Source organism: Psychrilyobacter sp. (assembly GCF_049671765.1).
Lineage (GTDB): Bacteria > Fusobacteriota > Fusobacteriia > Fusobacteriales > Fusobacteriaceae > Psychrilyobacter.
Map to the genome: position 1 here is coordinate 1 of NZ_JBATVM010000124.1, position 12,025 is coordinate 12,025.

Annotated in this window: 14 protein-coding genes; 4 read left to right on the plus strand and 10 right to left on the minus strand. The window is 29.8% G+C overall.

The features are described from left to right. From WBG30_RS06130 to miaA, 9 genes are all read right to left on the minus strand, one after another. On the minus strand, positions 1 to 665 hold a 665-nt coding region (locus WBG30_RS06130), incomplete at its 3' end, for a GTPase (RefSeq protein ID WP_424503777.1). A gap of 30 nt (positions 666 to 695) precedes the next feature. Next, on the minus strand, positions 696 to 1,622 hold the full coding sequence (prmA, locus tag WBG30_RS06135; protein WP_424503764.1) for a 50S ribosomal protein L11 methyltransferase: 927 nt from the start codon (positions 1,620 to 1,622) through the stop codon (positions 696 to 698). Continuing rightward, on the minus strand, positions 1,603 to 2,391 hold the full coding sequence (gene surE, locus WBG30_RS06140; RefSeq protein WP_424503765.1) for a 5'/3'-nucleotidase SurE: 789 nt from the start codon (positions 2,389 to 2,391) through the stop codon (positions 1,603 to 1,605). Before surE ends, prmA begins: the two co-directional genes overlap by 20 nt. Before the next feature lie 180 nt (positions 2,392 to 2,571). Beyond that, positions 2,572 to 3,369 (minus strand): TIGR00282 family metallophosphoesterase, encoded by a 798-nt coding sequence (locus WBG30_RS06145; protein ID WP_424503766.1) that lies wholly within the window; start codon positions 3,367 to 3,369, stop codon positions 2,572 to 2,574. A gap of 196 nt (positions 3,370 to 3,565) precedes the next feature. Then, positions 3,566 to 5,131, minus strand: a complete 1,566-nt coding sequence (gene rny, locus WBG30_RS06150) for a ribonuclease Y (RefSeq protein WP_424503767.1) — start codon at positions 5,129 to 5,131, stop codon at positions 3,566 to 3,568. A gap of 42 nt (positions 5,132 to 5,173) precedes the next feature. Beyond that, a complete protein-coding gene (locus tag WBG30_RS06155; protein WP_424503768.1) occupies positions 5,174 to 5,518 on the minus strand; it encodes an STAS domain-containing protein in 345 nt (114 codons plus the stop codon). Then, positions 5,518 to 5,934, minus strand: coding sequence for an ATP-binding protein (locus WBG30_RS06160; RefSeq protein WP_424503769.1), 417 nt, complete (start codon positions 5,932 to 5,934; stop codon positions 5,518 to 5,520). Before WBG30_RS06160 ends, WBG30_RS06155 begins: the two co-directional genes overlap by 1 nt. Beyond that, positions 5,921 to 6,439, minus strand: a complete 519-nt coding sequence (locus tag WBG30_RS06165) for a hypothetical protein (RefSeq protein ID WP_424503770.1) — start codon at positions 6,437 to 6,439, stop codon at positions 5,921 to 5,923. Before WBG30_RS06165 ends, WBG30_RS06160 begins: the two co-directional genes overlap by 14 nt. A gap of 92 nt (positions 6,440 to 6,531) precedes the next feature. Next, a complete protein-coding gene (miaA, locus tag WBG30_RS06170) occupies positions 6,532 to 7,428 on the minus strand; it encodes a tRNA (adenosine(37)-N6)-dimethylallyltransferase MiaA (protein WP_424503771.1) in 897 nt (298 codons plus the stop codon). A 521-nt stretch (positions 7,429 to 7,949) separates the two neighbouring features. On the opposite strand from miaA, the gene WBG30_RS06175 reads away from it, so the two are divergent. The 4 genes from WBG30_RS06175 to WBG30_RS06190 all read left to right on the plus strand — a co-directional run bounded on the left by WBG30_RS06175 (position 7,950) and on the right by WBG30_RS06190 (position 11,146). Then, complete coding sequence (locus WBG30_RS06175) at positions 7,950 to 8,891, plus strand: FomA family porin-like outer membrane protein (protein WP_424503772.1); 942 nt, start codon at positions 7,950 to 7,952, stop codon at positions 8,889 to 8,891. Positions 8,892 to 9,250: 359 nt separating this feature from the next. Further along, positions 9,251 to 9,472, plus strand: coding sequence for a hypothetical protein (locus tag WBG30_RS06180; protein ID WP_424503773.1), 222 nt, complete (start codon positions 9,251 to 9,253; stop codon positions 9,470 to 9,472). A gap of 356 nt (positions 9,473 to 9,828) precedes the next feature. After that, a complete protein-coding gene (locus tag WBG30_RS06185) occupies positions 9,829 to 10,926 on the plus strand; it encodes a hypothetical protein (RefSeq protein ID WP_424503774.1) in 1,098 nt (365 codons plus the stop codon). 25 nt (positions 10,927 to 10,951) lie between these two features. Next, on the plus strand, positions 10,952 to 11,146 hold the full coding sequence (locus WBG30_RS06190) for a hypothetical protein (protein WP_424503775.1): 195 nt from the start codon (positions 10,952 to 10,954) through the stop codon (positions 11,144 to 11,146). Between the two features lie 87 nt (positions 11,147 to 11,233). Here the strand turns inward: WBG30_RS06190 and cgtA are convergent. Next, the coding region (cgtA, locus tag WBG30_RS06195) for an Obg family GTPase CgtA (protein ID WP_424503776.1) at positions 11,234 to 12,025 on the minus strand (792 nt) is incomplete at its 5' end.

The following is a 12,025-nucleotide window of genomic DNA, read 5'->3' on the forward strand; positions in this document are numbered from 1 at the left end:
ATTCTTCCAGTAGGAATAAGTCCAGGGGTATCTATTATTGTGATATTAGAGTTAGGGATTACATTTTTAGTTGATTTAATAGTCGTACCTGGATATTTAGAGATAGTGGCTTTTTTTTCTCCTAATAACCTATTAATAATGCTTGATTTTCCAACATTTGTAGTTCCCATTACCATAACTTTTGCACCATGTGGGCAGAAATGGTTAATCTTTCTTACAATACCGTTGATACCATATGTATTTTTAGCACTTACTATGGCGATATCTAAAGGAACAATTCCTTCTGCTGCAAGTCTTTCTTTTACCCAGTTAGCTACTTCACTGGCGTGTTTATCACCAGGAATTAGATCTACTTTGTTGATAATTATAATAGAATCTTTTTCTCTCAAGATATCTAATATCTCGTTATCAAATGACCCTTCGAAATCAATGATATCGAATACAGCTAAGACTATTTTAGCACTTTTAGCGGAACGTTGAACTTCTTTTTTATAATCATCAGCAGTCATTTCCATTGGGATAAAATCACCGTAGTTAGTTAATTTAAAACATCTTTGACAAGTTGCACTTTTTTTTCCTTTTAACATTTCTTTAGGGACATAACCTTGTTTGTTTTTATCTTCGCTTTGTAGTTCGATACCACAACCGTTACACTTTTTTATTATTTGACTCAAAATTAAAACCTCCATTGATCATTACGCTCTGGCACTAAAACTTACCCATTCTTTATCTTTTTTTTCTGAAATAACTTCGTATCCTAATGAAATTATTCTTCTTTTGATCTCATCAGCTTTATCTTCAATTATTCCAGAAAGGATCATAATACCACCTTTTTTGACAACTGTAGACATATCGTTTAGTAGAAGTAAGATTACATCGGCTAAAATATTAGCTACTACTACATCAAATTTTTTCTCTTCTACAACTTTAACTAAGTCACCTTTAAATAGTTTAATACTATTCATATCGACTTTATTTAATTCTAAATTTTCTTTGGCTACTTCTACAGCTAGAGGATCGATATCGACACCCCATACTTCAGATGCTCCTAATTTATTGGCTGCAACCATTAATATTCCAGATCCAGTACCCACATCTATAATAGAATCCCCTTCACAGATATATTCTTCCATCTGTTTAATACAAAGAGAAGTTGTCGGATGAGAACCAGTACCAAAAGCTCTTCCAGGATCTAATTCGATGACTATTTCGTCTCCTTCAATCTCATATTCACGCCAAGTAGGTTTTACTACAAATCTTTCGCTTACTTTTTCAGGATAGAGATATTTTTTCCACGAATTTTGATAATCTTCTTCATCTAATTCATAAAAATCTAATGAATAGATAAGATCTTCACGTTCACTAAACTTTTCTTCAAAAGTTTCAAGAATAAGTGACTTTTTCTTTTCTGCATATAAATTTATAGGGAAATATGCCGATACAGCATAATCTCTTTGTAAAAATATTTTTTCATCTCTATAGTAGTCTAAAGAGTTTCTCTCCATAGGCTCATCAATCTTAAGTCCTTGTACTCCAAATTCATAAAATAAATCAGTTATTTCTTTTTTTACATATTGAGGCTTATCAGCTTCAAATATTAGTCTAACTTCTATTAGTTTCATATTTCTCCTTTTTAGTGTTTTCTTTAAGCAGTACTTCTAGTTCATTATCATATAAATTTAATTTTACAGGTGTGATAGAAATATATCCATTTTCAATAGCTTCTAAATCTGAATTTTCCACATGATCACCTTTTATAGGGTGTCCTCCTAACCAGAAATATTTATTTCCTTGTGAGTCTTCTCTTTCTATTAATTTTTCTTGAAATTTTCTATTGCTCTGCTTAGTATATTTAATTCCTTTGATATCTTCCATGGGAAGATTAGGGACATTTATATTTAAAAGGGTTCCAATGGGAAATTTAAGATCTTTTATTGTTTTTAAATACTCTGCTATAAATTTTCCTGCACTCTCAAAGTATAGATCATTACCGTCTACAATGAGGGAGAGAGCTATGGCATTTTTTCTCCAAAATGTACCTTCAGAAGCTGCAGCAAAAGTTCCAGAATAAAATAAATCAGTACCTAGATTAGCTCCACAGTTTATTCCTGAGATTACAAAATCAATGTTTTTTTCATCATAAAGATGGGCTAAAGCCACTTTTATAGTGTCAGCAGGTTTTCCAGTGACAGAATGACCAAATAGACAATTATCTCTGTAAACTTCTTTTACTCTCAAAGGCTGGTGAAGGGTTATTCCATGTCCAGTACCACTTTGTTCCTCCAGAGGTGCAACTACATATGTTGTATGTCCAGCATCTTGAAGATGGTTAACCAAAATTTTAATTCCTTCAGCGTATATCCCATCATCATTTGAAATTAATATATTCATAATTAAAATTACCTTCCTTTAATGGTTTCCCAAGGGAAACCAATTTTAATTTATAGAAAAGAATGTTACACATTCTTTTCTATTTTAATTTTTTTTTAACGACTATTCTTAACTAAAGTTTTCCTTGTGACATCGTAAATTTCTTACGAGAAAGTGCCAAAGAGAAAAGAGTTCTTAAATTTACAGAAAGTCTGCAAAATCTAATTCTTCGATAGAAATATCAACCCTTTTGATATCACTACATTTTCCATATTGGTCTAATTCTACCTCAATACCATTGACTCTTACATTGTCATTACATATAACAAATTTAGTAGGAAGGGAAGTCAAAAATCTAGGTAAAACTGTGTCTATAGTCATACCTATTATTCCATCATGAGAACCAGTCATTCCAACATCTGTAATATATCCAGTACCACCATCTAAAATTCTGTTATCAGAAGTCTGAATATGTGTATGAGTTCCTAAAACTACCGAAACTTTACCATCAAGGAACCTTCCCATAGCCATCTTTTCTGATGTAGCTTCAGCATGGAAATCAACGACAATATTAGTCGTTTGTTTTCTGATTTCATCTAAAACTTCTGTTATTCTTTGAAAAGGACAATCAATAGGAGGCATAAATATTCTGCCTTGTAATGAAACTACAGCTACTTTTTCCCCTGTAGGAGTTTTAAAAATATTCCAACCTACTCCTGATACTCCTTTTGGATAATTTAATGGTCTCAAAACTTTATGATCAGTTTTCAGATATTCTACCATTTCTTTTTTATCCCAGATATGGTTACCAGAAGTAATGGCATCTACCCCAATTTCATAAAATTGTTTGACTATTTTTTCAGTTAATCCGAATCCTGCAGCGGCATTTTCACCATTGACAACGATTAGATCATATTCATTTTTTTTTCTTTCTAAATAGTCGGTTAAGATATTTCTACCTGGTTTACCAACTACATCTCCTATTATTAAAACTTTCATTTAATCCCTCTTTTCTTTATAGTTTACTCTTTTTTTTAGTTTTTCAATGGTTGATCTGTTAACTGTAAAAAAACTGAAAAGGAAGAGTTTTTTTCTTTTACAATGTATAATTATATCATATTTTCAATAAAAATCATACTATAATTCCGCTATAAAAAATGAGCCGATAAGATCAGCTCATTTTGTGTTTTTAAAATTATTTAGCGTATTCTACAGATCTAGTTTCTCTAACAACAGTTACTTTGATCTGACCAGGATACTGCATAGTTTCTTCTATTTTTTTAGCTATATCACGAGATAAGATAGTTGTTTTATCGTCACTGATAACTTCAGGGTTGATGATGATTCTCATCTCTCTACCAGCTTGAATAGCGTAAGATGAATCTACACCTTCAAATGAGCTTGCAATAGCTTCTAATTCTTCTAATCTTTTGATATATGTATTTAATGTTTCACGTCTTGCACCAGGTCTAGATGCTGATATAGCATCTGCAGCTTGTACTAAAACAGATTCGATACATTTAAATTCAACTTCATGATGATGTGATTCTGCCCCATTAGCTACTAGGTCTTTTTCACCGAATTTTCTTAAAAATTCTGCTCCTAACAATCCATGAGAAGTTTCAGTTTCATGAGTTAATACTTTACCAATATCATGAAATAAACCAGATCTTTTAGCTAACTTTACATCTGCCCCAATTTCAGCGGCCAATGTAGCAGCTAAGTGACCTACTTCGATAGAATGAGTTAAAACATTTTGTCCATAACTAGTTCTAAATTTTAAACTACCTAATACTTTAGTCACTTCAGGATGAACTCCTGTAATTCCAAGTTCAAATAGTGCATGTTCTCCAGCTTCACGGATTCCTTTATCAACTTCTTTAGTTGCTTTTTTAATAGCTTCTTCGATTTTTGTAGGATGAATTCTTCCATCATTTACTAATTTTTCTAAAGCACTTCTAGCAATTTCTCTTTTAACACCATCAAAACATGATAAAACTACAGCTTCTGGAGTATCATCGATGATTACATCTACACCAGTTAAAGATTCGATAGTTCTAATATTTCTACCTTCACGTCCGATGATTCTACCTTTCATCTCATCATTTGGTAATTGTACTACAGATACAGTAGCGTCAGAAACGAATTCTGCTGAAGCCTTTCCGATAGCAGTAGATAATATTCTTTGAGTCATTCTATCTTTTTCTTCCTCTAATTTATGCTCAAAACTTCTGATCATAACAGCAGAGTCATGAGTAAGGTCTCCTTTTAATTTATCTAATAAGATATTTTTGGCATCTTCTTTAGATAATTCTGATATTTTTTCTAGTTCTAATTCTTGCTTTTGCTTTAATTCTTCAATCTCGTTTTCTTTAGAGTTTAATTTTTTTTCGTAGTTATTTATTTCTACAGTTTTAGCTTCTACACGATCTAACTTACTATCTAAAGATTCCTCTCTTTTGATAAGTCTGTTTTCCTTTTGATTTATTTCATTTTTAGCTAATTTAATCTCTTTTTCAGCTTCTTCTTTAATTTTATATGCTGTCTCTTTAGCTTTTATAGTTATTTCTTTAGCTTTTGACTCGGCATCAAAAGTAGCTCTTTTCTCGATTTTCTCAGCTTTAATTTTTGCTTTTTCAACGCTGTTCTCGAGGTTATTTAGGTCTTCGATTTTTTTATCCACAACAGATTTTTTATAAAATACAGAGGAAAATATCCCTGCTGCAACTATAACTGCCGCTATCATAATAATTGTATTCATAATGTAAATCCCCTCTTAAAATATAATATTTTGGGATATTTATTAAAATTTAGCTAAAGCTTCTTCTTCAGTAGCACAAATTTCAAATATCTCATCTAACCCAACCATTTCAAAAATTGTTTTGATATGATCGTTTAAGTCTGATAACTTTATATCGCCATCATGATTTTTAACTTCTCTTAATTTTCCTCTTAAAATTCCCATAGCTAAACTATTGATGTGACTTAATTCTTCACAGTTGATTACAAAGTTATAAGTTTCGTTTTCAACTAATTTAGCGAGTCTTTCTTTTAACTTAGGAGCTACCATAGCGTCGAGCTCACCTGTGATTTTAATTACTTTTATTCCATTAATATCCTTTTCGATTAATTCAAAATTAGAGTTCATTATTTTGTTTCCTCCTCAACTTCTTTTAATATTTCAAACTTAGTTCCAACTTTCTTAGGTTTAATCTCTAGGTTGTCTACAAGACCCCTAACTATATTTAATCCCATGCCCCCTTCAGACTTACTTTCTTTTAATCTGTTGAATCCAGCTCCAAAATCTTCCACAGTAATTTTTATGAAGTTGCCTTCTTTTATCATAAATATAGATATTTCTCCATTATGATAATTGTATCCATGTTCGATTGCGTTGGTTGCTAGTTCATCTATAACAGTCAGAAGTCTAAGTATATCTTTTTTAGATATAGATTCTGCAATTAAATATGTTTTTACAAGGGCTCGAATTAAAGAAAGATTTTTTAAAGAAGATGGAACAATTATTTTGATTCCTTCGCCTTGCAATATTTCACCCTCTTTCATTAAAGTCTATTATTTTCCAATGGCCATCTTTAAAATTAAATATAATATCTAGATAGAGGCTTTCGTCGTAAAAATTAATAAGAGCTAAAATTTTAGCATGATTATCATTGAATTTTGGAACGGTAGTATATATATTTCCAATACTCAAATCGAGCTTCTTTAGTTCATTTAATTTTATTTTGTTTTTTATTCCTCTTTCAGTGTATCGTTCAATAATAAAAATTTGATTTTTGGAAAAAGCTATCTTTAATACGTTTATTAGTTTTTTGAGGTCTTCAACCCCTTGCTCTTTTTCCGATATTAAAATTTCGTATTTGTCTATTTTTTTAGGACCTAGAGTTGTACTTATTTGAGCAAATAAACCTTTAGCGTCATCTAATTCCCAGTCATTAATTTTTTGTTCTAATAACTGCTCTTTTGGAGATGATGAGCTGTTTTTTAAAGGTGTATTTGTACACCCTAGCAGAAGCATTAAAATAAGAGTTAAACTTAATTTTTTTAGCATCTTCTCCTCCTATAATATCATCATTACAATGATAGCACACTAAAAATAAAATATCAACTAACTAGTGTGGTTTATAACCTTTTTTTTTGTTATTATTTCATTAATTTTAGTATCTCTTCTAAAATCGCTTCTTCGCTCATTTTTTCAACATCAAACCAGGTGACATCAGGGTCATTTTTAAACCATGTAAATTGTCTTTTGGCATATCGACGAGAATTTTGTTTTATTTGAAGGAGTGCTTCTTCTAAAGTTATTCTATTTTTAATAAAGTCTATAATTTCACTATATCCTATAACATTAATTTTTCTCAAATTTTCTCCATATATAGTATAGAGTTTCTTAACTTCTTTTATTAGACCTCCTTGGGCCATAAGATCCACTCTTAAGTTTATTCGTTCATACAAATTGTTTCGATCTCTTTCTAGACCTATTTTAATAAAATCAAAGTTATTTCTCTTGATATTTCTTTTGCTTATAACAGAAAATTTTTCTCCTGTGAGGTGAAAAATTTCTACAGCCCTCTCTACTCTACGTTTGTTATTGGGATGGATATCTTTGGCTGCACAAGGGTCGATTCTTTCTAGTTCTTTGTAGAGTTCTTCTGCACTCTTGCTCTCAAGGGTTTCTCTAAGCTCAGGTTCTGACTGAGGCAGCTCTGCTAAACCATTGGTTACAGAATTTATATATAATCCAGTTCCTCCTACTAATATCGGTATTTTTTTGTCATTTTCAAATTTTTCTAAGATGGTATTTACCCTTTTTTGAAACTCTCCTACATTGTATTTTTTTATGGGTTCTAAGATGTCAATCATATGATGAAATATTCCCTGCGCTTCTTCTAAATTGACCTTTGCTGTACCTATATCCATACCAGTATAGACTTGTGCAGAATCGGCTGAGATTATTTCTGTATTTAATTTTTTTGCTAATTTTATAGATAAACTTGTTTTTCCTACAGCAGTAGGACCCAAGATAACGACGCCTTTCATAAAATAATACCTCCATTTTTTCTTAAATTATACCATATATTAAATATAGTTTTATACTGAAAGGTTAAATTAAGTTTTTCTGTTAAATTAGTTATATTTCAGCTAGCATCTTAAAAAATATCATAATAGTATAAAAAAATTCATATTTTTTAATTTATATAAAAAAAAGTTTTATTATTTAGCACAAAGTTCTTTTTATTTTAAAATTAATAATTTTTAATTTTAAAAGTGTTCTAAAATATAAAAAAAATAAGGGTTTTAGTACGATTTTTTTCAAAAAAGTGATATTAAAAATTATTAATTATTAATAATGGATTTTTTAAAATTCAAAGAATCTTTATTTTTAATATAATTATAATAGAATATAAATTCTCTTTTTAGACCTTTATATAAAAGGCTATTGACTATTATAGGCTACTAATTTAAACTGATAGTAAGAATTCGTTGGAGAAAGCCAGCCGATCCGATAATTAGGAAAGAAATTTTTAAACAAATTTTTATTTATTTTAGGGAGGAAATTCATGAACAAGAAAATATTATTATTAGCAGGTATCTTAGCATTAGGAGCTACATCATTCGCAGCAGAGGGTGCAAGAGACTTTTTGGATGGATTTAAAGATGTAATGGCACCAAAAGAAAATATTACAGGTTATTGGAATCAAGAATTTAAAGCATATAGTGATACTGAATCTAAAGATGATAAACAAATGAGATTAGAAAATGAAATCGGATTAAACTTAACAGATAAATTATCTGTAGCTTTAAGAACAAGAACATTTATGGCTTTTCCAGGAAAAGATAAAAAAGATGAAGATAACTTTAGATTTGACATGAGTTATGACAATGGAACTATCGGAAATACAGAATTAGGATTAAGTCAAAGAGTTAGAATGTATAAAGAAGGTTCAAATGCAGGAACTTATTCATACAGACCAAATATTGATTTTTCAAGTTATATCGGTGCAGATACTGCAGATGCAAACTTAGAATTTTTATATAAAAGAGTTACAAAACATGATGCAAAGCTTGGGAATTCAGATGATATCCAAAAGATTGCTTATGATATAGATATGGAATGGACTTTAGGATATGGTTTCTCTACAGAAGTTGAGTTTAAAGGAGCTGTAACTACTACTAGTGGAGCTGCTACAGAATCGGCTTTATACACTGCTTTATTCTATGATTATAATTTATATACATCAGCTGATGAAGCTTGTACATTAGACTTCCATACAGAAGCTAGTGCAACGCCTGTTAAATATAATCATAAAGATAATCAAATGCACTCAAATGAAAAACTTGTTGTTGAGACAGAAACATATATGAAGTTAAATCATAAATGGACAAATAACTTTAGCACATATGGACAACTTGGTGTGACAACAAAAGATGATACAAAAGTTCATACTTCTAACTTTGGTACACAAGGTTATGCAGCTTTAGGACTTTCATACGCAATGTAATTTCAAAACTATAATGAATGTTTTTCAAGAAAAATGTAAATTGTAACAAGAAATCATTAAAATGAAACTTTAAAATAAAATTATAATTGAAGGGGTTGAGTGATCAATCCCTTTTAATTAAAGTTTAAAATTTTATTATTATTTAAAATAAATTAGAAATACTTATGGGGTAGTTTTTGAATTAAAAGCTGAACTTATTTTAATAAAATAAGTTCTTTTAAAACACCATATATTAATTTTTGTAAAATGTATGCTATATTTTAAATAAGAGTGAAGTTTTTGACAGGGTTTAATAGACCTCCTAATCTACATTAAATTTTTTAATAATAATAATTGTAGCTACCTATGGAGGAAATATTATGACAAAAATAAAATTATTGATACTATTAATAATATCGACGTTTTTTATAAGTTGTGGTAATTTAGAACCATATAAAAAAATTCTTTCGGTAGAAGATAAACAGACAGAAAATATAAGATTGACTACCTATGAAGATGGGACGACTAAAGTAGAAAACTTAGGTTTTATGAAAATGAAAGAAAGACAAGAACGAGAAGACAGGAAGAAAGATAAAAGATAAATAAAGCTTTAAAATGATGTAGATAGAGGTCAATTACTTCACTCTTGTAGAAATCGTATCTATAAATGGTATTTGACATCTAAATTTCATAAAAGTTATAACAAATAGATAGCAACCTCAAACATTAAAGATTATTAATTTTTAATGTTTGAGGTTTTTTATTATTATTATTTCATTATTAATACTGGGTAAATAATAGAATATTAATTCTCTTTTAATAAATGTGAAAATTACGGCTATTGACTATTAATAATTACTAAACTACACTGATATCAGGACAAAGAGAAATATTTTCAACCAGAAAAGAGTTTAATGGGAAGTAAAAAACGAATTTAAAATTATTTTAGGAGGAAAAAATGAATAAAAAATTATTATTATTAGCAGGAATATTAGTATTAGGAGCTACAACATTTGCAGCAGATGCACCAGCTATGACTGCTGAAAGAGCAGCAAAAATTAGTACAATTACTGATTCAAGTGCAATAGAAGGTTTAGTAGCGACTAGACAAACTGGAGATGCTGGATTTAGTGGTTCATATGCTGGAGAAGTAAAAGTTATAATGAATCAAGGTCCTGGAAGATCAGATAAAAATAAAGATGTTAAAGGGTATACAGGTACAAGTCCTGATAATTACGCAAACAGTGCTAATAAAATAGAGTGGACAGTTGGAAAAGGGAAAGTTAGTATGGGTAAATTAGGATTTATCTATGACGTTGATAGAGATTATAACTTTGATAAAAATTGGAATAAGACTAACGAAGGTTGGGATACTGAATTTGGATTAGATTATCAAGGTGGAACTTTTGATATGATGGGTAAAGAGTGGACATTCGTACCAAGTGTAGCTTTTGGCTATGATAAAACAGAAATGTATACATCTAATGCTTCGAACCCTAGTGCAAGAGATAATACGACTAAAAAATTATTTAAATTTAATCCAAAAATTTCAACTACATATTATGGATTTGCTATGGATATTAGTCCTATCATAGCTTATGATAGAATTTCTGAAACTACTGCATTTCAATTAGACATCTCTAACTATAGAAAATTAGGAACTGAAGGTTTATGGTCAATGTATGGAGATATTTACTTCGATTTCGCAGGAACTGAGAAAAATGATTCTTATGCAAATGATGTATTCAATGGAAAAATTGATAAAGATAATAAATTTGCATTCTCAATTGAGCAGTATTTAGGTTATGAAAGAGAAATTACAGGCAACGTATATTTCACAACTGAATTTGGATTAGAAGCTTATTCACTATTACAAGGGGCAAATAATTCTGCTGATATGTATGTTAAACCAGAAATGCAATATAGAGCTAATTTAGGTGACGCTAATATAACTCCGTATGTTGCTTATAAAACATGGACTGCAACAGATGGGATGAAAGATTCTGTTTCTAAAAATGAATTATCTGTAGGAGTTAGATTCGGTACGAAATTTTAATTAAAAGATATAAGAAAAATATTTAATGATATTATTAATATCTATTATTTTTATTGGTTGCAGTAACTTTCAGCCTGCTAAAAAAGTTATCTCTGTAGAATATAAAGAAGGTAATACAATTGTGGTTACTACCTATGAGGATGGATCTACAAAGGTAGAAAATCTAGAATACTTGAGATGGCAAAGAGATAAAGAAGATAGGAGAGATAAAAAAAGATGAAATGCTTAGGGTTGAAAACTTCATTAAATATAAAAAGATCTGAGAATTTCTCAGATCTTTTTATATTTATATGTGAAAAATATTTAATTAGACAATATAATCAAATTCTACATTTTCAATTCTTACGGTATCCCATTCTTCGATACCAGCTTTGATTAGTTGATTTTCTAATCCTAAGTTTTTTAATACATGGACGAAACTTACAATAGCTTCATCATCATTAAATACATAAGTATTAAGTACATTTTCTACAATTTTACCAGTAACAACGAAAACATTTTCTTCGTCTACTTCTACATGCCAATCAGGTTTTTCATCTTCAATAGCTTTTAAGATATTAAGTACATCTGTTTCTTCTTCTAACTCTTCACGAGGAATCTCTTCTAATAGTGACCAAGTTTTGTTCACTACTTCTTTTAATCCATCATTAAGAATTACAGATATAGGAAATACTTCGATTCCTTTTGCTGCCATATGGATCTTAAAGTTTTCATATGTTTCCATATCATATAATAGGTCCATTTTGTTAGCTAAAACTATTTGTTTTTTACCAGCTAATCTCTTACTAAATTTTTCTAATTCATTGTTGATTTTATTGAAATCTTCTTCAGGAGATCTTCCTTCGATACCAGATACATCTACTACATGGTAGATCATCTTACATCTTTCAATATGTTTTAGGAATTTATCTCCTAATCCTACACCTTCATGGGCACCTTCGATAAGTCCAGGAATATCAGCCATTAAGAATGATCTGTTATCTCCTACTCTTACAACGCCTAGTTTAGGAGATAGAGTAGTAAAGTGATAGTTTGCAACCTTTGATTTAGCAGCCGAAACTTTATTGATGAAGCTTGACTTACCTACACTTGGATATCC